This window comes from Aureisphaera sp. (assembly GCF_059726885.1).
In genome coordinates this window covers 2813793-2838844 of record NZ_AP041051.1, presented here as the reverse complement: position 1 = coordinate 2838844, position 25052 = coordinate 2813793, and the positions used below count along the sequence as shown (strand labels likewise).

Annotated in this window: 19 protein-coding genes; 18 read left to right on the top strand and 1 reads right to left on the bottom strand. The window is 40.9% G+C overall.

Annotated features, from left to right (window positions below; translation table 11 throughout):
- The first annotated feature begins 326 nt into the window (after positions 1–326).
- The 3 genes from AC6JAD_RS12485 to AC6JAD_RS12475 are packed head-to-tail and all read left to right on the top strand — an operon-like array spanning position 327 to position 1888.
- Positions 327–878 carry an RNA polymerase sigma factor gene (locus AC6JAD_RS12485; RefSeq protein WP_461303536.1) on the top strand — a complete coding sequence of 184 codons (552 nt, stop codon included), beginning with the start codon at positions 327–329 and terminating at the stop codon, positions 876–878.
- A 46-nt stretch (positions 879–924) separates the two neighbouring features.
- Positions 925–1437: a hypothetical protein gene (locus tag AC6JAD_RS12480; RefSeq protein ID WP_461303535.1), complete on the top strand. Its 513-nt coding sequence runs from the start codon at positions 925–927 to the stop codon at positions 1435–1437.
- 10 nt (positions 1438–1447) lie between these two features.
- The gene (locus AC6JAD_RS12475) at positions 1448–1888 is read left to right on the top strand and encodes a Spy/CpxP family protein refolding chaperone (RefSeq protein ID WP_461303534.1); all 441 of its coding nucleotides are present in this window, start codon (positions 1448–1450) and stop codon (positions 1886–1888) included.
- 41 nt (positions 1889–1929) lie between these two features.
- Here the strand turns inward: AC6JAD_RS12475 and AC6JAD_RS12470 are convergent, their stop codons facing one another.
- On the bottom strand, positions 1930–2967 hold the full coding sequence (locus tag AC6JAD_RS12470; RefSeq protein ID WP_461303533.1) for a WD40/YVTN/BNR-like repeat-containing protein: 1038 nt from the start codon (positions 2965–2967) through the stop codon (positions 1930–1932).
- A 69-nt stretch (positions 2968–3036) separates the two neighbouring features.
- Between AC6JAD_RS12470 and AC6JAD_RS12465 the strand changes: the two genes are divergently transcribed.
- From AC6JAD_RS12465 to AC6JAD_RS12395, 15 genes are all read left to right on the top strand, one after another.
- Positions 3037–4248, top strand: coding sequence for an RsmB/NOP family class I SAM-dependent RNA methyltransferase (locus AC6JAD_RS12465; RefSeq protein ID WP_461303532.1), 1212 nt, complete (start codon positions 3037–3039; stop codon positions 4246–4248).
- A 2-nt stretch (positions 4249–4250) separates the two neighbouring features.
- Entirely contained in the window at positions 4251–5291 is a 1041-nt protein-coding gene (locus AC6JAD_RS12460) for an endonuclease (RefSeq protein WP_461303531.1), read from the top strand.
- A gap of 412 nt (positions 5292–5703) precedes the next feature.
- Positions 5704–6189 (top strand): hypothetical protein, encoded by a 486-nt coding sequence (locus AC6JAD_RS12455; RefSeq protein ID WP_461303530.1) that lies wholly within the window; start codon positions 5704–5706, stop codon positions 6187–6189.
- Between the two features lie 42 nt (positions 6190–6231).
- On the top strand, positions 6232–6912 hold the full coding sequence (locus tag AC6JAD_RS12450; protein WP_461303529.1) for a hypothetical protein: 681 nt from the start codon (positions 6232–6234) through the stop codon (positions 6910–6912).
- 77 nt (positions 6913–6989) lie between these two features.
- Entirely contained in the window at positions 6990–7712 is a 723-nt protein-coding gene (locus tag AC6JAD_RS12445; protein WP_461303528.1) for a sensor histidine kinase, read from the top strand.
- Positions 7699–8364 carry a response regulator transcription factor gene (locus AC6JAD_RS12440; RefSeq protein WP_461303527.1) on the top strand — a complete coding sequence of 222 codons (666 nt, stop codon included), beginning with the start codon at positions 7699–7701 and terminating at the stop codon, positions 8362–8364. The genes AC6JAD_RS12445 and AC6JAD_RS12440 overlap by 14 nt, the downstream gene beginning before the upstream one ends.
- A gap of 183 nt (positions 8365–8547) precedes the next feature.
- Positions 8548–12216 carry a phosphoribosylformylglycinamidine synthase gene (purL, locus tag AC6JAD_RS12435; RefSeq protein WP_461303526.1) on the top strand — a complete coding sequence of 1223 codons (3669 nt, stop codon included), beginning with the start codon at positions 8548–8550 and terminating at the stop codon, positions 12214–12216.
- A gap of 112 nt (positions 12217–12328) precedes the next feature.
- The gene (locus AC6JAD_RS12430) at positions 12329–14710 is read left to right on the top strand and encodes a M14 family metallopeptidase (protein ID WP_497865535.1); all 2382 of its coding nucleotides are present in this window, start codon (positions 12329–12331) and stop codon (positions 14708–14710) included.
- Between the two features lie 312 nt (positions 14711–15022).
- Positions 15023–17398: a M14 family metallopeptidase gene (locus tag AC6JAD_RS12425; protein ID WP_461303524.1), complete on the top strand. Its 2376-nt coding sequence runs from the start codon at positions 15023–15025 to the stop codon at positions 17396–17398.
- Between the two features lie 116 nt (positions 17399–17514).
- Entirely contained in the window at positions 17515–19299 is a 1785-nt protein-coding gene (locus AC6JAD_RS12420) for an AMP-dependent synthetase/ligase (RefSeq protein WP_461303523.1), read from the top strand.
- 200 nt (positions 19300–19499) lie between these two features.
- Positions 19500–19994, top strand: coding sequence for a hypothetical protein (locus tag AC6JAD_RS12415; RefSeq protein WP_461303522.1), 495 nt, complete (start codon positions 19500–19502; stop codon positions 19992–19994).
- A gap of 14 nt (positions 19995–20008) precedes the next feature.
- Positions 20009–21028 carry a response regulator transcription factor gene (locus AC6JAD_RS12410; RefSeq protein ID WP_461303521.1) on the top strand — a complete coding sequence of 340 codons (1020 nt, stop codon included), beginning with the start codon at positions 20009–20011 and terminating at the stop codon, positions 21026–21028.
- A gap of 72 nt (positions 21029–21100) precedes the next feature.
- On the top strand, positions 21101–22069 hold the full coding sequence (locus AC6JAD_RS12405) for a VPGUxxT family thioredoxin-like (seleno)protein, type 2 (RefSeq protein ID WP_461303520.1): 969 nt from the start codon (positions 21101–21103) through the stop codon (positions 22067–22069).
- A 116-nt stretch (positions 22070–22185) separates the two neighbouring features.
- Positions 22186–22638 carry a MarR family winged helix-turn-helix transcriptional regulator gene (locus tag AC6JAD_RS12400; RefSeq protein WP_461303519.1) on the top strand — a complete coding sequence of 151 codons (453 nt, stop codon included), beginning with the start codon at positions 22186–22188 and terminating at the stop codon, positions 22636–22638.
- On the top strand, positions 22638–25046 hold the full coding sequence (locus AC6JAD_RS12395; RefSeq protein ID WP_461303518.1) for a 3-hydroxyacyl-CoA dehydrogenase/enoyl-CoA hydratase family protein: 2409 nt from the start codon (positions 22638–22640) through the stop codon (positions 25044–25046). Before AC6JAD_RS12400 ends, AC6JAD_RS12395 begins: the two co-directional genes overlap by 1 nt.
- Positions 25047–25052 lie beyond the last annotated feature (6 nt).

The following is a 25052-nucleotide window of genomic DNA, read 5'->3' as shown; positions in this document are numbered from 1 at the left end:
GATATTTCAGATTGAATTAGAGTATTTTTCCTACATTTTACTGAAGAAACAGGGAAAAAATAGCGCATAAAAAAAAACGGGCCAGCCCCCGCTTAGGCCCGTTTAATGCTGTTCTCATTACAGTTGGGGCTATAATTAAGAACCTATACATAAGAAGTATGAGATAAAATTAGTAAATATTTTCCTACAAACAAACATTTTTTGCTTTTAATCGAAAAATTTAACCTTTCATCGATGTGTTGAATGCCAAATCAAGAATTCTTAAAAAATTCCTGTTCCAATTAAACCTTTTATATTTAAACCTGTCTTAGTATCAAAACCACCTAATGTTGATAGAAGAGCAGTCCTTGGTATCGGCCCTGCAATCCCCTTCAGAAAAAGAAGAGGCATTTCGTGTATTGGTTTCCCAATACAAGGAAAGGTTGTATTGGCACATCCGTAAAATAGTACTGAATCACGACGATACAGACGATGTCCTGCAAAATACCTTCATCAAGATATTTCGCAGTATCGATAACTTTAAGGCGGAAAGTAAGCTGTATACTTGGATGTACCGCATTGCCACCAATGAATCCATTACCTTTATAAACAAAAGGGCGAAAAGGGCGCAGGTCTCTTCAGAAGAAATAAAAATGGAAATGATTTCCAAATTGGAAAGCGATGTGTATTTTGAAGGGGACGAAGCACAGCTCACCTTGCAAAAGGCTATAGCTACATTACCACAAAAGCAACAGCTTATTTTTAATATGAAGTATTTTGAAGATCATACGTATGAAGAGCTGTCGGAGATATTGGAAACCTCGGTGGGAGGACTCAAAAGCAGTTACCATATTGCCGTGAAAAAAATCACCGCATATGTTAAGGATAACAATGGCTAACATTTAAAATGAAACCTTTATATAAAAATACGGTCTAACGAGTATAATGGAAGACAAAAAGGATACATACAAACACGGTTTTAAAGTACCGGAAGACTACTTCGAAAAGATGGAGGACCGTGTTTTCGATGCCCTAGATATAAAAGAGCTCCCCGAACAGAGTGGGTTTGGAGTTCCGGAGGGCTACTTCGATACACTGGAGGATGAAATCCTTCAAAAGGTAAAAGTCGCACCTAAGGAGACAAAGGTCATTCCGATAGGTCGCAAGCGGAGTTTTTGGTATGCTGCTTCCATAGCCGCGTGCATCGCCTTCGTTTTTGCTTTTTTCAACCCTTGGATTGGTGAAGGTAGCACCACAAATCCGGAAGAGCCTTCATTGGCAGAAATAGAAGCCTATATTGAAGAAGGTATAGGTTCCATTGACAGTTACGATTTGGCACAGGTTTTGACCGATGCTGATTTGGATGCACTGGAGTTGGAAACAGAGTACTTATCGGATGAAAGTTTAGAAGAATACTTATTGGATAACATAGACGATCCTACAATTTTTATTGAATAACACTTAAAAAATGAAAAAAATACTATTTGCTATTGCATTGTTCTGCTCTTTTGGCCTCATGGCCCAAGGTGGTGAAAGAATAAAAGCCCTTAAGACGGCTCACATTACCTCATCTTTGGACCTAACACCAGAGGAGGCTCAACAATTTTGGCCCATTTATAATGCTCACGAAGACAAAATGGAAAGTATTCGCAAGGAGGAAAGAAAGGCCTTTCGGGATTTGCGGGCCAATGGAATAGAAAACCTTACCGATGAACAAGCCAATAAGATCATTGAAAATGGATTGCGTAAGAAAACCTTGGAATTACAGTATACCAAGGAACTCATTGAGAAATTGAGAAATGTATTGCCCCCTACAAAAATCGTACGATTGCATCGAGCCGAAGAACAATTTAAAAGAATGCTGTTAGAAAAAATGAAAGAGCGAAAAAACAGAAAAGGAAACAGATAGTAATTCTTTTCCCTAGAAAAAGCACCCTTTGAGGTGCTTTTTTATTGGAACAACAATTTGGACACCTTTTTCCTTCCACTGGCAAAAGCCACACTATCGTTTACGAATTCCAATGCATAAAAACCCTCATCCGACAATTCTACCCAGGTATTCCCTTGGTCATTACTATAAGATATTCCGGGTGAGCCAACGGCAATAAGTCCCTGACCATTAGTGCCAGGTATAAAGGTCACCCTAGAACGATACCCTGGGCCTTGTCCATTGCTCATCAATTTCCAAGTTTTACCGCCGTCCTGCGTAATGGCTTTGTTTCCTTCATTAAAATCTTTTTCTTCCCAATTACCACCGAAAACCACACCTGTATTTTCGTCAAAAAAATCAATGCTGTAGATTCCTGTCATGGTCCCACCCTGCAGCATAGGTGTATCGAAAACTTCCCAAGTCTTCCCTTTATTGTACGAGTGCAAGACGCGCGCTTTTTTACCTCCGGTAGCGATCCAAACATGGTTTCCAACCAATGCGATATTACTATTGCTGGCTGCAAAAGCTGCTTCCCCATTTTCGGCCTCTGGAAGACGATCGCACGGGATCTTTTCCCAAGTATTACCACTATCGATGGTGGTAATTATGGAAATACAATCTTCGGTAGGATCTCCCATGGCGATCCCTTCCTTATCATTCCAAAAAGCCATAGCATCATAGAATACCTTTTCCCCTTTCTCCACATATACCTCTTCAATATTGGTAGCCTCTTCCCCATCAAATCCAATTTTGTACAATACCCCTGGATTGGCAATACTTAATACAAATACGGCTTCCTTAGTCTTTGCAATAGCCCTAAAACTCAATAAGGAATCTTCGTAACGTATTACAGCCAACTTAGGAGTGACACTGTCTATAAGTCCAACAATACCCTTATTGGCAGCAAACCATACTCGGTTTTCATCCAAAGGTGCAATTGCCCTAATGCTCAAACTGTCTTCGAACACACGATCGATCTGGACTTCGGTAAAAGATTTAGTGTCACTGGCACAGGAGATTAACACGGCAACTAGGAGTAAGCTTAAGAGGTATCGCATGAAAATAATTTTGACAAATGTAACAAAAGCGGTCTGGAGAATCGTACCTTTGCACCCAATTTTTAAGGTATGCGTTTACACCGTAATTTGGTATTTGCCACCATCGATTCCCTCCACCTAATTTTCAATCAAGGAAAGCAGGCGGATAAGGTATTGAAAAATACCCTGAAAAGGGACAAGCGATGGGGTTCTAGGGATCGGGCTTTTATAGCTGAAACCACTTATGACATTGTTAGGTGGAAACGTCTTTATGCTGAAATTGCAGAAGTAAAGGAGCCTTTCGATCGGACAAACTTATTTCGCCTTTTTACCGTTTGGGCCACCTTAAAAGGGATTCGCCTACCCGATTGGCCTCAGTTCGAAGGCACTCCCACACGTAAAATTAAGGGACGTTTCGATGAGCTTTCCAGTAATCGACGGTTCAGGGAATCCATTCCAGACTGGTTGGATCAACTTGGGCAAGATGAGTTGGGAAAAAGATGGGATAAGGAAATTGCTGCACTTAATGAATTGGCCAAGGTAATCCTGCGTGTAAACCCATTGAAAACAGACCTTAAAGAAGTTCAAAGTACCCTTAAGGAATCTGATATTGCCAGTCACCCCATAAAAGGCATTCCACATGCATTGCAATTGTTTGAGCGTGCCAATGTATTTACTACGGAAGCTTTCAAAAAGGGATGGTTCGAAGTTCAGGACGCCTCTTCCCAGAAAGTGGCTGCCCTACTCGATCCCCAACCGGGAATGCGTATTGCCGATGCCTGTGCCGGGGCAGGTGGAAAGGCATTGCATATTGCTTCCCTAATGGAGAACAAAGGACAGGTGATTGCTTTGGATATTTACGAGAATAAACTGGCGGAGCTCAAGAAACGGGCAAAGCGGAATGGTATCCACAACATAGAAACCCGTGTCATTGAATCTACCAAGAGTTACAAGAAATTATTGAATAAAATGGACAAGGTTCTTATTGATGCTCCTTGTTCAGGATTGGGTGTGCTTCGTCGTAATCCAGATACCAAGTGGAAGCTAAGGCCCGAATTTTTGGAGGAGATTCGGCAAAAGCAAAGTGATATCATAGATAGTTACTCCCGAATGGTTAAACCAGGAGGGCAATTGGTATATGCAACCTGCTCCATACTACCCTCCGAAAATGATCAACAAATTAAAAATTTCTTAACCCGTGAAAACGGAAAAGAGTTTATATTAGAGAAAGAAGAAACGCTATGGCCGAGCGAAACCGGATATGACGGTTTTTATATGGCACTTCTAGCGAAAAAGAGTTAATTATGAAATCTTACCCCCTCCTCCTCTGCCTATTGGGATGTACTTTCCTTTTTGCACAACAACCGTATTATGATGATGTGGATCTCTCGTTAACGGGACAAGATCTATACTTGGAATTGCAACAAAAAATCACAGTGGCAAGTAGTACATATAACTACGGTGACGTTAGGGATGATGTGAAAATTACCGATGAGGACCCTTCCAATAGCAATAATGTGTTGCTCGTCTACGGCTATAATGATAGTGATGGCAATTGCTTAACCGACAGAACACGGGATAAAGACGATTTTGGAGGTCTATCCTGTGAATATAATAGGGAGCATGTTTTTGCTCGTTCCAATGCAGATCCACCTATGGGTGATGCAGATAATGGAACCACAGGTATAGCAGCCGATCCCCATAATATTAGACCATCGGATCAGGCAATGAATGGATTAAAGGGCAATAAAAAATTTGCTTCCGGCTCTGGAAATGCAGGAGATGTAGGAAGTGGTAATTGGTATCCCGGTGATGAATGGAAAGGAGATGTAGCCCGTATGATGATGTATATGTACACCAGGTATGGTGACCGATGCCTTCCCTCTTTACAAGGCGTGGGTTCCAGCCAGGGAAGTACGGATATGTTAGTTCTGTATTTACAATGGAATGCAGATGATCCCGTAAATGAGTTTGAAGACCAACGCAATCCTCATTTGGAGAGCGTCTATGGCAATCGCAACCCGTTCATCGATAATCCGTACCTAGCTACATTGATCTGGGGCGGTCCTTTAGCAGAAGATCGCTGGGGATTGGCAGCCACGGAGGACTTCGATGCTTGGGAACTTAGCATTTATCCTAATCCTACTTCCCATGTGGTTCATATAAGTTCTGAATGGGCGCTGGATAGTTATACCATTTACAATGCGGCCGGCCAGGAACTATCATTCCATCATATGAAGGATGCAATGAGTTCCATTGATGTGAGTGTGCTTGCCAATGGCATGTACTTTATTCAATTTGAAGCACAAGGCCTGAAACAAATAGAGCGACTGGTAATAGAATAGTAGTGTCATCTGTCATGGTGGCTAAAGAACAAAAAGTCCCTATCTCATGCAAAACAGCATGGTAGGGACTTTATTAGTTATACCAGGTAAGAATTAGCATCGGTATCCCCTCTATTCGGGTTTTCGGCTACCCTCTTTAGATTATCAAGTACTACATTGTAACCACTCAATCGAAACCTATGTGCTCGAAAGCGGTACAAATATCCCATATAGCCTAGCGCGGCATAAGCCCTTATGGACCCGATTTCAAAAACACGTATATCAGCACTACATATATGATAAACGTCCTAGGGAGTGGGTAAATCTACTGGAATGACTAGGTAATTATACCTGTTTTGGACTGTAATTCACGAAATGGAAGCATGTATTGAGTACCTTCAAGAATGAAATAAAAACTTTTAAATCAACAGTCATGAAATCTAAATCAATTTATCTAATCGTTTGCATCATTCTATTGAGCTGTTTTGCTGGATGCGTTAAGGAACAACCCGAATCACCGCCACGCGGATTGACCGTAGTATGCGATACTATTCAGAGACCCAAAGGATCCTATGAAATTTGTGAATCACTTGCTATGCGCAGTATCCATAAATACAAAAACTATATCACGAAACTATCAGATACCATCCAAAAAAGAGGTATTGCGTCTACTAACAACACTAATAAAAAACTTACAAGGGGTGTCAAGATTGACATAGATGAATTATATCAAATATTGCACAGCGTCAAAGGACAAAATAATGAATTATACGGGATGTTTTCTGTGATGCCCTCTGACAGTACCGAGGTGATTTTTGCGTTAAAATCGGTGAGCAACAAATCTTTGAATGAAGATTGGGAATGGAGTTTTTTCGATTTCACGCACCCGTGCCCTACTTCCTGTCCAAATTTTCAATAGTTGATAAATTCAATGTAACTTAGTTCTAAATAGATTGAACGAATGGATATAGGGGCCACAATCAATACAATAAACAGTTATGCAGCACATTTGGCAACGGTACTAGTTGCCCTAAATAGCCTGTTATGTATTATTGCCTATCGAAGGATGAACGTTCCCCTTAAAAGATTGAGCTACTTTTTATTTTGGAATCTATTCATCGAAATACTGGCGATTACCTTTATGAAACTAGGACACAATAATCTCCCCCTATTGCATCTCTATACTTTGGGGGAGTTTCTATTATTTTCGTACTTCTATAAAAGCCTTCTTAACAAGCCCAAACCATTTCAGCTATTTTTTCCCTTGTTTGTTGCAGGCATATCGGTTCTTATTATACTCAACTCAATTTTCGTTCAGAGTATCTATGGTTTCAATACCATTGCAAAGACCTTGGTTCAGGTTCTCATTATAAGCTATTCGGTGCTGTATTTCTATAATCTGGTGGAAAATCAAAAAGCTTCCAACCATATCGCCAAGAGCCTACGTCTTATCAATTCTGCCATCATGATATACTATTCCGGAAGTTTGTTTATCTTTATGTGTAGTAAGATTTCTTTCGAAAATACGGAAACCTACATTGTTTTTTGGGCGTTTAACGCCATTCTGAATGTCATTTTTCAATTGCTTATTCTATGGGGAGTTTGGATAGCTTTTTTCAGGAAAAATCGTTCGTTACATTGATTGCGATCGGCATCCTTATCATGCTTGCATTTGCGATGGCATTTATTTTATATGCCAATCATTCGCAGAAAAAAATCATGAAGAAACAGATGCATATTCAAGAACTTGCCTATCAACATCAGGAAGATTTACTGCACAGTACCATTCTCACCCAAGAAGGCGAAAGAAAGCGTATTGCCCGTGACCTCCACGACGCAATTGGGTCTAAACTCAATGTTATCTTTCTGAATATTTGCCGCCTCAAGGAACAGGATATGAACAAACAGGAAGTAGAGGCACTTACGGCTGAGGTAGAATCGGTTATAAATACCACAATTGATTCTATAAGACTTATCTCTCATGAATTACTGCCACCAACCTTAGAAGAGTTTGGTTTAACAGAAGCCATTCATGAACTGCAATACGGATTCAATAAAATGGAAGGCGTTCATATCTATTTTGATCCAACGGCAAACAACGAAACAATTGACGACAAAATCGTTGAACTTAATCTTTTTAGGGTGCTTCAGGAGCTTGTAAACAATTCTATTCGACACGGAAAAGCCACTGAAATCAACATTCAATTGACAATTACGGATTCCTTGATTGATTTGAAATATGAAGATAATGGGAAAGGTTTTGAAATGGCACATATTGAACACCGAAAAGGCCTTGGGATGAAGAATATTGAAAGCAGGCTCCATATGATAAAAGCAGAATTCGCCCTTCACTCTTCACCGGGTCAGGGTATTTCTATGAAAATTGAAGCGAATAACAAATCAATTAGTATCGATAAAATAAAACAAGATGGATCCCATTAAAATTGCCATAGCAGATGATGAAGCCCTTTTTAGAAAAGGCATGAAGCTACTTTTGAATGGCTATGAGGGCATTAGCGTGGAGTTAGAGGCCGAAAACGGTGTGGACTTGCTACAAAAGCTGAAGTCCACAGGGCAATTGCCAGATATACTGCTGCTCGATTTAAAAATGCCAGAGATGAACGGTATTGAAGTAGCCAAGGTTATACGAACGGAGTATCCAAACATCAAGATTATCGTACTCTCCACTCATTTTAGCCGGGCCTTCATTATTAACATGATAGAGCTATCTGCTGTGGCCTACCTCCCAAAAAATTCCCAACCGCAGGAAGTAGCCGAAACCATTCAAGCCGTTTTTTCGAAAGGGTTTCATTACAACAATGAGGTCATGGCGATTATCCGGGAAAATATCATCTCGAAAAAAAAGCCTAAAGCTCACTTTTCTTTTGATTTGACACCTAGGGAAATTGAAATTCTGCAGCTTATTTGCGAGCAGTACACCGGACCCGAAATTGCTGAAAAGTTGTTCATAAGCCCAAGGACCGTAGATGGTCACCGAAATAATCTACTGTCTAAACTGAATTGTAAAAATGTAGCCGGGCTTGTTGTTTTTGCACTTCAAAATGAAATCGTTCAGATTTCGAAGATTTTCTAAGCACCCCAATAATTGAGCAGATGAACCCTTGACAAAAAGGACCCGTGCGTACCTTAAAATATCCTTTTCAAGGTCGCATTGGCATTTGGGTTTTCAACAAGAACTTGTCAACAAAAATGTGCCGCTACCCCAGTCAACATCTAGGCAATTTTCTGTACCTTTGCGTTTTCAAAATCACAACCAATGATTCACTTTTTTGGAGACGCTCAGAACAAAGTGTTCGCAGTCCAAACTTCTGGAGAAATCACTAGCGAAAACAAACAAAAACTTTCATGGTTGTTCGGCAACCAACCAAAAATAGACCAATCCGCAATTGCGGATTTTTTTATTGGTCCAAGGGCTGCCATGATCACTCCATGGAGTACCAATGCTGTTGAAATTACCCAAAACATGGGTGTAGAAGGCGTTATCCGAATCGAGGAGTTTTACAGGGCCTCTAAAGATGCCACGGACTACGATCCCATGCTGTCCCAGAAGTACAGTGAATTGAATCAGGATATTTACACCATACAAATAGAACCCGAAGCCATTCTTGATATAGATGATATCGCAGCGTACAATGCTCAGGAAGGGTTAGCACTAAGTGCTGATGAAATAGTTTATCTGGAGCAGCTTTCAGAAAAATTGGGTCGTAAATTAACCGATAGTGAAGTGTTTGGGTTTAGCCAGGTAAACAGTGAACACTGCCGTCATAAGATTTTCAACGGGACTTTTGTAATCGATGGCGAAGAAATGCCTTCTTCCTTGTTCAAACTCATCAAAAAAACTTCAAAAGAACACCCCAATACCATTGTTTCGGCCTACAAGGATAATGTAGCCTTTGTAAAAGGTCCTACGGCCACCCAATTTGCACCCAAAAGTGCCGACAAACCCGATTTCTACGAGAAGAAGGATTACGAAAGCGTGCTATCACTAAAAGCCGAGACCCATAACTTCCCTACTACAGTAGAACCTTTTAATGGTGCTGCTACGGGTAGCGGTGGTGAGATTCGGGATCGATTGGCAGGAGGAAAAGGGTCTCTTCCACTGGCAGGAACTGCAGTTTACATGACTTCCTATTCGAGATTGGAAGAAAACAGACCTTGGGAAAAAGCCATGGAGGAAAGGGAATGGTTATACCAAACCCCAATCGACATTTTGATTAAAGCTAGTAATGGGGCTTCAGATTTTGGAAACAAATTCGGGCAACCCCTTATTGCGGGATCTGTACTTACGTTTGAGCATCAGGAAGATGCCAGAAAGCTAGGCTTCGACAAAGTGATTATGTTGGCCGGTGGTGTTGGTTATGGAAAAGAAGACCAAGCATTAAAAGATACTCCCGAAACTGGTGATAAAGTAGTCATCCTAGGTGGTGAGAACTATAGGATCGGTATGGGTGGTGCTGCCGTTTCAAGTGCTGACACTGGTGAATTTTCCAGTGGAATTGAACTGAACGCCGTGCAACGTTCCAATCCAGAAATGCAGAAAAGAGCTGCCAATACAGTCCGGGCTTTAGTGGAAAGTGAAGAAAATCCAATTGTTTCCATTCACGACCACGGAGCCGGAGGTCACCTCAACTGTCTTAGCGAATTGGTAGAGGAAACAGGCGGGCATATAAATTTAGATGCTTTACCGGTTGGGGATCCAACCCTTTCCGCCAAGGAATTGATCGGAAACGAGTCACAGGAAAGAATGGGATTGGTCATCGGGCAAAAAGATATCGACTTTTTGCAGCGTGTTGCCGATAGAGAACGATCACCCATGTATCAAGTAGGTGACGTAACCGGCGACAACAGGTTTTGTTTCGAAAGTGAAACCACAGGAGCAAAACCCATGGATTTTGCTTTGGAGGACATGTTCGGAAGTTCCCCTAAAACGATTATGAACGATCGTTCTATTGAAAGGAATTACCATAATGCCAATTATAATACAGAAAGCGTTAAAACCTATCTAGATCAAGTATTGCAATTGGAGGCGGTGGCTTGCAAAGACTGGCTCACCAACAAAGTAGACCGCTGTGTAGGCGGTCTAGTAGCCAAGCAGCAATGTACCGGCCCCCTACAATTACCCTTAAATAATTGTGGCGTAATGGCTCTGGACTATGACAACCATCAAGGAATCGTCACTGCGATTGGTCATTCTCCAGTTTCTGGACTTATAGACCCTGTTGCAGGATCTCGCAACTCCATTACCGAAGCCTTAACAAATATGGTTTGGGCCCCATTGCAAGATGGAATTAAAAGTGTGTCCCTCTCCGCCAACTGGATGTGGCCTTGTAATAACCCTGGGGAAGACGCCAGACTTTATAAGGCTGTCGAAGCGATAAGTGATTTTGCCATCGGTTTGGGAATTAATGTTCCCACGGGCAAGGATTCGCTTTCCATGAAGCAGAAATATAAAAATGAAGAGGTTATCGCCCCTGGAACTGTCATTATTTCGGGAGCCGGTCACTGTAGTGATATTACAAAAGTAGTGGAGCCCGTGCTTCAAAAGAATGGGGGGAATATTTATTACATCAATATATCACAGGATTCATACAAGTTAGGTGGATCGTCCTTTGCCCAAATACATAATACTATTGGAAATGAAGCCCCTTCCGTTCACAATGCAGCATACGTGGTTAATGTATTCAACACCCTCCAGCAACTCATAGTAAATGAAAAAATTGCAGCAGGTCACGATGTTGCTTCTGGAGGCCTAATTACGACACTTCTTGAAATGTGCTATGCCGATGTGAATATTGGTGCTCAAATAGATCTCTCTTCTTTAGGGGAGTCCGATAGTGTGAAAGTGTTGTTTGCCGAAAACTGTGGAATTGTTTTTCAGGCAACCCAGGAGGTGGAGCATATCCTTTCTGATAAAAATATTGAGTTCCATAAAATTGGTTCAGTGGTTGAAGGAGATTCCGTTGTCATAATTAATCACGAAGACACTTTCCAATTTTCTGTTTCCGAAACAAGGGACACTTGGTATAAAACTTCCTATTTGTTAGACAAAAAGCAAACTGCGGGCAATCTCCCTGAGCAACGGTACCAGAATTATAAAAATCAGCCCTTGCAATATAAATTTCCTTCACATTTTGATGGAAAACTGCCTGAATCTGCCAAATGGTCTTCATCTAATAGAAAAATTAAAGCTGCCATTATTCGTGAAAAGGGAAGCAATAGTGAACGCGAAATGGCTCATGCTATGTACCTCGCCGGATTTGATGTGAAAGACGTTCACATGACCGATCTTATCTCTGGCCGTGAAACCTTGGAGGATATACAATTTATTGGTGCCGTAGGTGGTTTTTCGAATAGTGATGTTTTAGGATCTGCCAAGGGATGGGCTGGAGCCTTTCTGTACAACGAAAAAGCAAACACTGCCCTGAAGAATTTCTTCAAAAGGGAAGACACCCTTTCAGTAGGTATTTGCAACGGATGTCAGCTTTTTCTAGAATTAGACCTTATCAATCCAGATCATGCTTCCTTGGCCAAGATGCACCACAATGATTCCAAAAAACACGAGAGTGCTTTTACTAGTGTTACCATTCAGGAAAACAATAGTGTAATGTTGGGCTCTATGGTAGGAAGTACGTTAGGAATTTGGATCAGTCATGGCGAAGGTAAGTTTAGCCTTCCTATGCCAGAAAACGCCTACCAAATTGTAGCGAAGTACGGCTATGAGGGATACCCGGCAAACCCAAATGGAAGTGATTACAATACAGCCATGATCTGCGATGTTACTGGCCGTCATTTGGCAACAATGCCGCACTTTGAGCGCTCTATGTTTCAATGGAACTGGGCCAACTATCCAGAGGGAAGAAAAGATGAAGTATCTCCTTGGTTGGAAGCATTTACCAACGCTAGAAAATGGTTGGAAAACAAGTAGGTCTCTATTAGATTGGGGTCATAAAAATCTCATATCATCTTATATATTATAATATGTAAGTTATATTTACGTTGTGAGACCAAATGAAACCTAAATAATTATAGACCCCATAATGAAAAAACTTTTACTTACTACCCTACTATTTGCAACCTGTTTAGGCTTCTCCCAAGAAGCCCAAGAAACCTACCAGCGCGCAAAAATCTCTTATCAGGGAAAATCCTTGGGCCAATTGGAAGCTCTGGATATACCTGTGGATCATGGAATAAAAAAGAAAGGACATTTTATTATTTCTGAATTCTCGGTATCCGAATTGGATAGAGCTCGAGCTAATGGATTTCAGGTTGATGTCATTATTGAAGATGCCAAAGCGCATTTCCTAGCCGAAAATGCCAAGGGGATGCAAGCAAGACAGCTTAATCCTAGTTGTGATCAATCGAGTAATGACTACGAAACCCCAGCGAACTTTCATCAAGGATCTATGGGAGGGTACTATACCTATCAGGAAGTATTGAATGAACTGGACGAAATGAAAGCAGCCTATCCTAACCTGATTACCGCCAAACAAGATATTCACAATTTCGTGACCGAAGGACAACCCGATGCCTCTACTACTCCACCTATCGGAGGTAACGGTATTAAGTGGGTTAAAATTAGTGACAATCCGGATTCTAATACTGAAGGGGAATCGCAAATTCTTTACACATCCATCCACCATGCCCGCGAACCTGCGTCATTGACACAACTTATATTCTATATGTGGTACATGCTGGAAAACTACGATTCGGATCCAGAAGTACAGAATATATTGGACAATACCGAATTGTACTTCGTCCCTGTAGTGAATCCTGATGGCTACCTTTATAACGAAAAAACGGACCCCAATGGAGGTGGCTTTTGGAGGAAAAACCGCAAAAATGGAAATGGAACAGATAATAATAGAAATTACAATTTTTACATAAACGGGGACCCAAGCATGGGTGTTTGGAGCGGACCAGGTTCTTCGTCAGATCCCAATTCGGGAGTATATCATGGTACAGCTCCATTTTCGGAAGCCGAAAACCAAGCGATAAAATGGTTTGTGGAAAACCACAACTTTGTAATGGCATTTAATAATCACACCTCTGGCCAATTACTGTATTTTCCTCATGCCTATGCAGATGTTCCGACTCCAGATGAAGACTTATTTATAGCCGTTTCTGGTGAATTGGTTTCCCGAAATGGGTATAATGCCTTAAGGGATTCCCCTTTTTCCGGAGATAGTGACGACTTTATGTATGGAGGTGTGGGTACACACGATAAAATTCTAGCCTTCACACCGGAAATAGGAACCTCATTTTGGCCGCCAGCCAATCAGATAGAACCTATCGCTAAGAATATGATGTACCTTAACATCACTGCCGCGAAAATGGTAAATGATTTTGGTTCGGTGCAGGATACTTCGCCAACTTTTGTGGGAGACAATACCACAGTAGATGCCAGTTTTTCTATCAGGATGCTTGGTGTTTCCGGAAGTGGTGATTTTACAGTGAGTCTAAATCCTGTTTCGACCAATATTAGTTCCTCAGGAAGCCCTGTGAACTTTGTCGGTATGGAAACTTTGGATACGGATAGTGGAACAATTACCTACACCCTCGATGCTGGTGTGCAGATAGGTGATGACATTGTTTATGAATTGGTAGTGAATAACGGATCCTATGATAATGTAATAACTGTGAACAAGAAATTTGGTGCTTTGACTCCTATATTCCAAGATCCAGGAGATAGTACCACGGACAATTTCGACAATAATGGATGGAGTACCACCACTGCTACTTTTGTTTCGCCTTCGAGTTCTATTACAGAGTCACCTAGTGGAAACTATCAGAACGACGCTAATGAAACCATTGCATTAAGTGATCCTATTGACCTAACCAATGCTATTGGCGCTAATGTCACGTTTTATGCCAAATGGGGCATTGAAAACAATTGGGATTACGCTCAGTTTGAAGTATCTATTAATGGAGGTGCCTCATGGGAACCCCAATGTGGAAAATTTACCAATCCTGGAAGTTCTAATGGATTCCAACCGGAAGGTGAACCATTATATGATGGTTCCCAAAACGATTGGGTGTTAGAGGAAATTGATTTAAGCGATTATCTTGGTGAGACGATCTTGGTAAGGTTCGAGTTTAGATCGGATGGTGGTGTAAGGGATGACGGCTTTTATTTCGATGATCTTCAAATCAGTATTGCGGAAGACACCCTTGCTATTGAGGACAACACCTCTAATGCTTTCAGTATTTTCCCAAATCCGGTAGAAGATGTGTTAAGTATTACCACTCCCTTGCAAAACTATACCGTTGAAATATTCAACCTTCAAGGACAATTGGTAAGTAGTGAGAAGAATAACAACGGTTCAAAGGTGATCGATTATAGCAACTTCGCAAGTGGCGTGTATCTATTGAAACTTTCATCTGAAGATACCATTCAGACATTTAAAATTGTACGCCTTTAAAAGGTGCCTAAATAATTATGCTGAGAAAGGGTTCCCACTGGGAGCCCTTTTTTAATGGAATAGAATTATGATCTCAGTGGCCGCAAAACACGAAATGACCGAATAGGACTATCGCCTTAGGTCATGATCCCGAAAGTTTCCCCGACAATCCGAGCTTATCCTTTGTCATTATTCATACAATGAGTACACTTGGATTCAAATCTGGCTTTAAGGATGTTGGCATTTATAAAAGAAGAGTTTCCAAATTAGTATCCCATAGTTCCTTCCTTAGAAATACCGTAACTTAGCATAACCCATTTATTTGAAAAAGAAATGAAAAAGTTAATCCTTCTACTGGCAATTTTTGCTGGTTTCAACTGTTTCCCGCAAGAAGTTCAAGAAATCCATCAACGAGCCAAAATCCATTTTGAAAATCATGGAGATCTTCAAGAGTTGTTCCGTTTGGGCATTCCCATAGACCATGGAATCCAATTTCAAGAAAAATATGTGCTTTCAGATTTCTCACTTTCCGAGGTTCAAAGAGCCAAGGACGCTGGGTTCCGGGTAGATATTCTAATAGAAGACTCCAAAGCATACTTTCTTCAAAATAATAAAAAGGTAACCATTAATAGGGATGCAGCCGTTTGTGATGTGTTTTATGAGGTCCCGGACAACTGGAACTTTGGAAGCATGGGCGGGTACTATACGTATCAAGAATTTTTGGATGAATTGGACGATATGTTTGCTTTATATCCCAATCTAATGACTGCACCAGAAAATATTGGTACTTTTCTTACCGATGGACAACCAGATAACTCTACTACTCCACCAATAGGAGGCAATGGAATTAAATGGGTGAAGATTAGCGATAATCCCAATTCGGATGCAGAAGGGGAACCGAAAATACTGTACAATTCCATTACCCATGCTAGGGAGCCTACCTCTTTATCGCAGACCCTTTTCTATATGTGGTATTTGCTGGAAAATTATGAAACCAATCGAGAAGTAAAAGAGATTCTAGACAATACGGAGCTATACTTTGTTCCTGTGGTGAATCCCGACGGGTATCTGTACAACGAACTCACCGATCCAAATGGCGGTGGATTTTGGCGTAAAAACCGAAAAGATGGCCATGGCGTAGATAACAATCGTAACTATGACTATTATATAGACGGTGACCCATCCAATAATATTTGGGGAGGCGAAGGAACTTCTAGCGATCCCAATAGTCAGATATACCATGGAGTAGCGCCTTTTTCCGAAGTAGAGAATCTAGCCATGAAATGGTTTTGCGAACAACATGATTTCGTACTAGGCCTTAATAGCCATAGCTCTGGAAATGGAATCTTTTTCCCATATGGTTATACCGGTTCAGCATTTACACCCGAGCATGAATTGTATTTGGACTTTCTCGAGGAGATGACGTCCAGAAACGATTATTTCTTTGTAAAAACCAATGGTATAGCTGGTACCGCGAACGATTTTATGTATGGTACTGTAGGTACCCACAATAAGATATATGCATTGACTCCAGAAATTGGGAGTCAATTTTGGTTACCTATGAACCAGATTATTCCTTCATGCCTGGATATGATGTACGTTAATATCTCGGCAGCGAAAATGGCAAACAATGGGGTTAACATTTTTGATAGAAGTGGTCCCTTCACAGGAAATCAGCCCGTCGCAGATCAACAGTTCGAACTCAAAAGGTTGGGACTTACCGAAAGTCATGATTATGTTGTGAGTATTAACCCGATTTCATCCAATATTGAATCTACCGGAGTTCCGCAGACATTTTCAGGTCTGGTGCCCATGGAATCTGTAGAAGGCGTTTTACAATACACGCTTGACCCTGGTACCGCCGCTGGGGATCTTATAGCATTCGAAATTGTAGTAGACAATGGAAGTTTTGAAAGTACCCTATTAATAGAAAAGAAATTTGGATTGGAAGTACCTGTATTAACAGATACCGGTGATGATACGGATAACTTTGACACTACAGATTGGGGTACGAACAATGTATTCTTTGTGTCGGCACCTAGTTCTATAGCAGACTCACCTTTTACACAATATCCATCGAACGAAGACTCTTCCATCACCCTATCCGATCCTATCGATTTAAGCGATGCCGTAGGAGCTAGTGTTTCATTTTATGCCCGTTGGGAAGTAGAACAGAACGAAGATTATGTTCAGTTCGAGGTGTCAACCGATAATGGAGCAAATTGGATTCCTCAATGTGGTTTATTTACCGATAGCGGAGTGCCTGGTGGAGTTCAACCGCAAGGAGAGCCTATTTATGATGGATTGCAGGATGATTGGGTTTTAGAACAAATTGATTTAAGCGAATATATTGGTGAAAGTATATTGGTGAGGTTTCAATTGGTGTCAGGACCTTCAGATAACAGGGATGGGTTCTATTTCGATGACCTAACAATCAATATTGTGAATGACGACATATTGGACACATCAGATATTGCACAAACGGCATTCGGTATTTATCCAAACCCAGTTGAAGATATCTTGAGCATTACTACTTCGCTTCAAAACTATAAGGTAGAAATATTTAACCTACAAGGACAACTCATTTCGAAAGATTTAGGCAACAGTGGTTCGCAAGAAATAGATTATAGTGACCTAGCCAGCGGTGTATACTTACTAAAACTTTCTTCTGAAGGTACCGTTCAAACATTTAAGATTGTTCGTCTCTAAGTTTTTCATTATAAAACACATAGTGAAAATGGGGTTCCGTAAAGGAATCCCATTTTTTGGTCATACCTCATAACTGAATATTTTTCCCTATTTTGCATTCTTAGAAAAAAGAGATTATGACCGACGTAAAACGACTGTTTGACTTCCCCTATTACCAACTGGAAAACTACCCGCAAGAAGGAGCTCTCGTTAGCAAAGTAGATGGAGAATGGATAAAAACCTCTACCCAAGAGTACATTGATAAGGCAAATGCCATTAGCCGAGGTTTAATTAAGCTCGGAGTACAGCCCAATGATAAAGTGGCTATCATTTCCATGACCAATCGCACCGAATGGAACATATGCGATATTGGGATTTTACAAACAGGAGCTCAGGACGTACCCATATATCCTACCATTTCTAAAGAGGAATACGAATACGTTCTCAACCATAGCGAATCGAAATATTGTTTTGTTTCGTGTACAGAGGTACTTGAAAAAATTAGTAAAATAAAGGATAATGTTCCCTCCCTTAAAGGTATTTACTCCTTTGATGCTATTGGAAGCTGCGACAATTGGTCGGAAGTGCTGAAATTGGGGAATGACAATATGGACTTACAGGATGAGGTTGATAATAGAAAAGCTGCAGTCCAAGAAGATGATTTAGCTACCTTGATTTACACATCGGGAACCACAGGCAAACCAAAAGGTGTAATGTTGTCCCATAAAAATATAGCCAGCAATGCCAAACACAGTAAAGGAAGATTACCTATTGAGATGGGTGCTTCTAAAGCATTGAGTTTCCTACCTGTTTGTCATATCTATGAGCGCATGTTGTTATATATGTACCAATATTGTGGCGTAAGTATTCATTTTGCTGAAAGTTTGGAAACCATAAGTGATAACTTAAAGGAAATACACCCAGAAGTGATGACTGCAGTGCCTAGATTATTGGAAAAGGTATACGATAAGATCATCGCAAAAGGAACCGATCTAACGGGTATAAAAAAGAAGCTTTTCTTCTGGGCTGTTGGATTAGGTTTGAAATGGGAGCCTTACGGACAAAATGGAGGATGGTATGAATTTAAACTGAAAATCGCACGAAAACTCATATTCAGTAAATGGCAAGAGGCGCTGGGCGGAAACCTCAAGGCCATTGCCTCAGGGAGTGCTGCACTCCAACCAAGATTGGCAAGAGTATTTAATGCGGCTGGTTGCCCAGTAATGGAAGGGTACGGCCTCACAGAAACTTCTCCAGTAGTGTCAGTGAACGATATGCGCAATGGAGGTTTCAGGATTGGAACCGTGGGTAAGGCACTGCCAGATACTGAAGTAAAGATAGCAGATGATGGGGAAATCCTCATAAAGGGACCTCAAGTGATGCAGGGCTATTATAAAGATCCCGAAAAGAGTGCCGAGGTATTAAAAAATGGCTACTTTCATACTGGGGATATTGGTGTAATAGACAAAGATGGATTCCTTAAGATTACAGATCGTAAGAAATCCATGTTCAAAACCAGTGGAGGAAAGTATGTAGCCCCTCAGCTTATAGAAAATGCAATGAAACAATCCCGTTTTATCGAACAGATCCTTGTAGTGGGTGAAGGTGAAAAAATGCCTGCAGCCCTTATTCAACCTAATTGGGAGTTTGTGGCGGACTGGTCCGAACGAAAGGAAAAGAACATCCCGAGCGATCCCAAGGTCGCATTTCAAAATGAAGTACTTATTAAACGTATCCAAAAAGAAGTGGATAAGTTCAATGAGCGTTTCGGAAAGTGGGAAAAGATAAAAAGGTTTGAGCTTACTCCAGACATTTGGAGTATTGAAGACGGACACCTCACCCCTACCATGAAAATGAAACGTAAGGTGATCAAGGAAAAATATATAGATCTCTATAATAAGATTTACGAGAAAGAATCATAGACACACCATAAAGAGGGACAGTTTTCATACTGTCCTTTTTTTTTGATTGCTTGAACAATATTTGGTGTGATTTGTTCTTATTTTAGTAGGGCTAAGACGTTTTTAGCACTTTTTTAGTTCTTTTTTCAGTCTCTTTTCATTTGGCAATTGTCCTAGCTGAAAATAGATTTGTGTTATCAGAATTCATAAAATTGAAACTCATGAAAACATCAATCAAAATTATCGCAACAGTATTTTTATTTATTGGAAGTGTTTCCTCCCTTTATTCGCAGACCACAACCACAACCATTACCCATGGTACCAATCACAACACCAACCACAACTCCAACCACAGTTGTTCTAGTTATCAAACAAGCAAGTCCATTGACCTGGAGGACAGTTCCAAAAACGAATCAGTCAAGATTTCGGTATCCGAAGATCTAATGTGTTTAAACATTGGGGTATCTAGTAATATAAGCTCAGGTACACTCACTATGGAAATTTACAACCCAAACGGTGACAAGCAAGGCAACTATACCGTGGCCAGCGAATTCAATTCAAGCTCCTCTAATGGTGGTAAAAGTACCGAAACCGTTTGCGGTCAGATCAACAAGACCTTCAAAGAGCCAATGAAAGGAGATTGGGTGGTAAAATTAAAACCGAAAAAAGTAACGGGTAAGATTCAAATTCATTCACATCAAGCAAGCAACAACTAAACGTTTGCTTCCTTATGAAGTACGAAACTAACCGACCATACAAAGCCCTCCTCCCTATTGGGATACTCCTATTACTGTTTCAATCAGTTATAGGACAAAGCCAAGAGGACTATACACCAGGTATTCGGGGTAAACTACAACTGGATTCCATTTGGGATCCAGTGGTTTACCTTTCCCATATTCCTACATTGAACGACATGTACCATATGTCTAACGATATGATTATTTCTGAAGCTAGATTGGATAGTCTCGGGAATTTTTCCTTTGCTACCGACTATCTATCCGAAGAAGACCAGCTCTACCGAATTCATGTTTCAAAAAAGGATTCGCCTATGGCTTCACTTATCATAGGCGGAAAAGAGGAAAACCACATTTTCATTGTGGGAAATAAAAACGCCCTAATCCAAATTCAAAACATCCCAGGCAACCCGCCTTTCACCCCAATTGAAATTTTGGGCTATCCTCCTTCCCAAGAGCTGAGCGAAGTAGACAAAATCTATACGTATGTAGATAGTACCCATTTTGAAGGTTCCTCGGTTAAGGGTGAATTTGTAACCAAGGCAATTTATGAAAAATTGCGTTATGTGGCCGATACCAGCTCCCATGCGCTGGTATCCCTCTACGCATTGCAGCGAAGTAAGTTCGAATCCAACTACCCAATAAACAAAGCATTTTACGATGACTATCGGAAGAAATGGCGTGGCGAGAAGTCTGCGTATTTCAATGAATTTCGATCCCAACTCCCACAGGAGACAAAAAGCGACTATTTTATGTATATCCTTATTGGAGTCGCCTTTTTTGTTCTAGGCTTTGTACTAAATCACTTTATAAAACGCAAAAAGAAGAATAAACCAAGTTCCATCCATAAATTAAGTGTGCAAGAACGAAAGATATTGGAGGAAATAAAACAAGGACGATCGAACAAAGAGATTTCGGAAACTTTCAATATTGGACTGAGTACTGTAAAATCCCACGTGAGCAATATCTACACTAAACTCAATATTAAATCCAGAAAGGAAGCAATGGATTTTTAATGAATATCGCACGTTTTTGTAAGCCTATTCATTGAAATGAGACTTATAGTAGGTAATTGCAAAACTCTATCTATGCGTCTTTCCCTATTTGTTTTTATAGTACTTGCACTCACAGGTTTCCAGAATACCATTTCCCAAGAACGGACCCATCCTTATAATCAAGACGAGGAATTGGGAAAAGTAAGTTGGCTTCGCGATTATGATGCTTCCTTGGCATTGGCAAAGAAAAAAGGGAAGCCTGTACTCATTCTATTTCAGGAAGTGCCTGGATGTGCCACATGCCGCAATTATGGCCACAATGTACTGTCGCACCCTTTAATGACCGAAGCCATCGAAAATGAATTTATTGCCCTGGCCATATTCAATAATAAAGGTGGAAAGGATCGAGAAGTACTTACTAAATACAAAGAACCCAGCTGGAACAATCCCGTGGTTCGTATTGTTGACGAAAAAGGCGAAGACCTAATCCCAAGAGTAGCTAGCGACTATTCTGCCAAAGGATTGTACAGCGCCATGATAAAGGCCTTGAAAATTTATGGCAATCCTATACCTGAATATGTTAAGATATTAGGCAAGGAACTGACGACTACAACAGATCATAACCTACAGGAAAAGCATTTTAAAATGTTTTGCTTCTGGACGGGTGAAAAACAACTAGGCTCTCAGGAAGGGGTGCTGGCCACGCAGGCAGGCTTTATGGATAGATCGGAAGTAGTTCGGGTGATCTATGATGCCAATGAAATATCCGAGGAGGAACTCTCCTCCTATGCACAAGCCAATGAAATGGTTCCCGTGGTGAAAACAAAATTTCAATGGTCCCCAAGAGATGAGGACTACTTCATACAACACAGTCGTTTTAAGCATGTACCCTTGACCGAAGTTCAAAAAACCAAGATCAACAGTGCGCTAGGGTTAAAACAAAACCCTCAAAAATTCCTAAGTCCAAAACAATTGCAATGGTTTAAAAGGCCGAAAACCAAGGAATCCATATTCGATAAGGACTTTTTCGATTCGTGGGATAAATTGGCCCAAATGGAGTAATCCTTTCCCTCATTAAAAATTACATTTCGTAAACTTTATATAAAATCGATCTATTTGCTATGCATGCATAATATTTTTTTATATCTTTGGTAACCTAATTTCAAAGAACGTTCCCCTTGAAAGAAAAAACGATCGATTATATGCTTCGTGCCACATGGATGGCCGTACAAAAAATGTACAATGAAGAAGCTGGAAAAAAAGAAAGTACCATGGCCACTGGATTCGCCTTAATAAGTATAGATCCCGAAGAAGGAACCCCATCTACAGCCCTTGGACCCAAAATGGGAATGGAAGCCACCAGTCTTTCACGCACCCTTAAAAACATGGAAGAAAAAGGTCTTATAGAACGTAAACCGAATCCTGCAGATGGTCGAGGTGTACTAATCCATCTTACTCCGTTTGGGGTCGAAATGAGGGAGTTTTCGAAGCAAGTGGTTCTTCGGTTCGATGAAGCTGTGCGTGAGCAAGTTTCAGATCAGGACCTTAACACTTTTAAGAATGTAGCTAATACTATTTTGGATTTAATTCAATCTAAAAAAATATACACGACAAAAAAACAAACCGTATAATGTCAAAAAGAAGAATAGAAAAAGTAGCCGTGATCGGTTCTGGTATTATGGGAAGTGGCATTGCTTGTCATTTTGCCAATATTGGGGTTGAAGTACTGCTGTTAGACATTGTTCCAAGGGAACTGAATGATAAGGAGAAGAGCAAAGGCCTTTCCTTAGAAGACAAAGTAGTTCGAAATCGATTGGTAAACGATGCGCTCACTACTGCGATTAAATCGAAACCTGCACCACTCTATCACAAAGATTTCGCCGGTAGAATCACTACGGGAAATTTAGAGGACGATATTGCCAAGGTGGCCCACGTAGATTGGATAATTGAAGTGGTCGTGGAACGCTTGGACATAAAGCAACAGGTATTCGAAAATCTTGAAAAGCATAGAACCCCCGGAACACTAATTACCTCGAACACATCGGGAATCCCCATACAATTTATGAACGAAGGGAGAAGTGAGGATTTCAGGCAGCATTTCTGCGGAACCCACTTCTTTAACCCACCCCGATACTTAAAATTATTCGAAATCATTCCCGGACCAGATACCAAACAAGAGATCTTGGATTTCCTGAATGGATATGGAGAGCAATTCTTGGGAAAAACATCAGTAATTGCCAAGGATACACCCGCATTTATTGGAAACCGTATTGGAATCTTTGGAATCCAGAGCCTTTTCCACCAAGTAAAGGAAATGGGATTGACCATTGAGGAGGTAGACAAGTTAACCGGGCCTGTAATAGGTCGCCCAAAATCGGCTACATTCCGTACCGTAGATGTGGTAGGATTGGACACCTTGGTCCATGTAGCCAATGGTATTCATCAGAATTGTCCTGATGACGAAGAGCACGATCTGTTCCAATTACCTGATTTCATCGACAAAATGATGGAAAACAAATGGTTGGGAAGCAAAACAGGGCAAGGATTCTACAAAAAAATTAAAGGGGATGATGGGAAGTCAGAAATACTTTCCTTGGATTTAGAAACCTTAGAATACCGCTCCAAGAAAAGAGCTAGTTTCGCTACCCTAGAAATGACCAAGAGCATTGACAAGGTGATCGATCGTTTTAAGGTCCTAGCTTCTGGAAAAGACAAGGCAGGCGAATTCTACCGAAAGAATTTTGGAGCGATGTTCGCATACGTTTCCAAGAGAATTCCGGAAATCTCAGACGAATTGTATAAGATCGATGATGCCATGAAAGCCGGTTTCGGTTGGGAACATGGTCCTTTCGAGATATGGGATGCCATCGGAATTGAAAAAGGGATTGACCTTATAAACTCATTGGGCAAAGAGCCCGCTGCTTGGGTAACAGAAATGGTGGCAGCCGGAAATAAGAGTTTCTATACTATAAAAGATGGGGCTTCTTATTACTATGATATTCCGAAGAAAGCTCAAGAAAAAATTCCAGGTCAAGATGCCTTTATCATATTGGATAACATCCGAAAATCGAATGAAGTATTCAAAAACAGCGGTGTTGTTGTAGAAGATTTAGGCGATGGAATCCTAAACTGTGAATTCCAAAGCAAAATGAACAGTATTGGTGGTGATGTCCTTGCAGGATTGAATAAAGCCATCGATTTAGCCGAGGCTAACTATGACGGTTTGGTCATAGGAAATCAAGGTGCCAATTTCTCCGTAGGAGCCAATATTGGCATGATCTTCATGATGGCCGTAGAACAAGAATATGATGAATTGAATATGGCGGTGAAGTACTTTCAGGATACCGTGATGCGATTGCGTTATTCTTCCATTCCCACTGTAGTAGCGCCTCATGGAATGACCTTAGGCGGTGGATGTGAAATGACACTACATGCAGATCGCGTAGTCGCTGCGGCCGAAAGTTATATTGGATTGGTGGAGTTTGGTGTTGGGGTGATCCCTGGTGGTGGCGGATCTAAGGAGATGGCCATGCGAGCGAGCGATTCCTTTCAGAAGAATGACGTAGAGCTGAACAGGTTACAAGAATATTTCTTGACCATTGGTATGGCCAAAGTTTCCACTTCGGCATACGAAGCCTATGATTTGGATATCCTTAAAAAAGGAAAGGACATCGTAGTTGTGAATAAGGATCGCCAGATTGCAACAGCCAAAGCTGTAGCACGTCAGATGGCCGATATGGGCTATACCAAACCCGTTAAGAGAAAAGACGTTAAAGTACTTGGAAAACAAGCATTGGGGATGTTTTTGGTAGGAACCGACAGTATGGAAGCTAGCAATTACATTAGTGAACACGATAAGAAAATTGCCAACAAACTAGCTTATGTAATGGCAGGTGGGGATCTTTCAGAACCTACCATGGTCACCGAACAATACCTATTGGACCTGGAACGTGAAGCTTTCTTAAGTCTATGTGGAGAACGCAAGACTTTGGAACGATTACAACATATGATCCAAAAAGGAAAACCACTAAGAAACTAGAGTTGG

Bases quoted from the DNA above. Each gene is read 5' to 3' on its own strand.
- AC6JAD_RS12485 (WP_461303536.1), top strand. From the start codon at position 327: ATGTTGATAGAAGAGCAGTCCTTGGTATCGGCCCTGCAATCCCCTTCA.
- AC6JAD_RS12480 (WP_461303535.1), top strand. From the start codon at position 925: ATGGAAGACAAAAAGGATACATACAAACACGGTTTTAAAGTACCGGAA.
- AC6JAD_RS12475 (WP_461303534.1), top strand. From the start codon at position 1,448: ATGAAAAAAATACTATTTGCTATTGCATTGTTCTGCTCTTTTGGCCTC.
- AC6JAD_RS12470 (WP_461303533.1), bottom strand. From the start codon at position 2,967: ATGCGATACCTCTTAAGCTTACTCCTAGTTGCCGTGTTAATCTCCTGT.
- AC6JAD_RS12465 (WP_461303532.1), top strand. From the start codon at position 3,037: ATGCGTTTACACCGTAATTTGGTATTTGCCACCATCGATTCCCTCCAC.
- AC6JAD_RS12460 (WP_461303531.1), top strand. From the start codon at position 4,251: ATGAAATCTTACCCCCTCCTCCTCTGCCTATTGGGATGTACTTTCCTT.
- AC6JAD_RS12455 (WP_461303530.1), top strand. From the start codon at position 5,704: ATGAAATCTAAATCAATTTATCTAATCGTTTGCATCATTCTATTGAGC.
- AC6JAD_RS12450 (WP_461303529.1), top strand. From the start codon at position 6,232: ATGGATATAGGGGCCACAATCAATACAATAAACAGTTATGCAGCACAT.
- AC6JAD_RS12445 (WP_461303528.1), top strand. From the start codon at position 6,990: ATGAAGAAACAGATGCATATTCAAGAACTTGCCTATCAACATCAGGAA.
- AC6JAD_RS12440 (WP_461303527.1), top strand. From the start codon at position 7,699: ATGGATCCCATTAAAATTGCCATAGCAGATGATGAAGCCCTTTTTAGA.
- purL (WP_461303526.1), top strand. From the start codon at position 8,548: ATGATTCACTTTTTTGGAGACGCTCAGAACAAAGTGTTCGCAGTCCAA.
- AC6JAD_RS12430 (WP_497865535.1), top strand. From the start codon at position 12,329: ATGAAAAAACTTTTACTTACTACCCTACTATTTGCAACCTGTTTAGGC.
- AC6JAD_RS12425 (WP_461303524.1), top strand. From the start codon at position 15,023: ATGAAAAAGTTAATCCTTCTACTGGCAATTTTTGCTGGTTTCAACTGT.
- AC6JAD_RS12420 (WP_461303523.1), top strand. From the start codon at position 17,515: ATGACCGACGTAAAACGACTGTTTGACTTCCCCTATTACCAACTGGAA.
- AC6JAD_RS12415 (WP_461303522.1), top strand. From the start codon at position 19,500: ATGAAAACATCAATCAAAATTATCGCAACAGTATTTTTATTTATTGGA.
- AC6JAD_RS12410 (WP_461303521.1), top strand. From the start codon at position 20,009: ATGAAGTACGAAACTAACCGACCATACAAAGCCCTCCTCCCTATTGGG.
- AC6JAD_RS12405 (WP_461303520.1), top strand. From the start codon at position 21,101: ATGCGTCTTTCCCTATTTGTTTTTATAGTACTTGCACTCACAGGTTTC.
- AC6JAD_RS12395 (WP_461303518.1), top strand. From the start codon at position 22,638: ATGTCAAAAAGAAGAATAGAAAAAGTAGCCGTGATCGGTTCTGGTATT.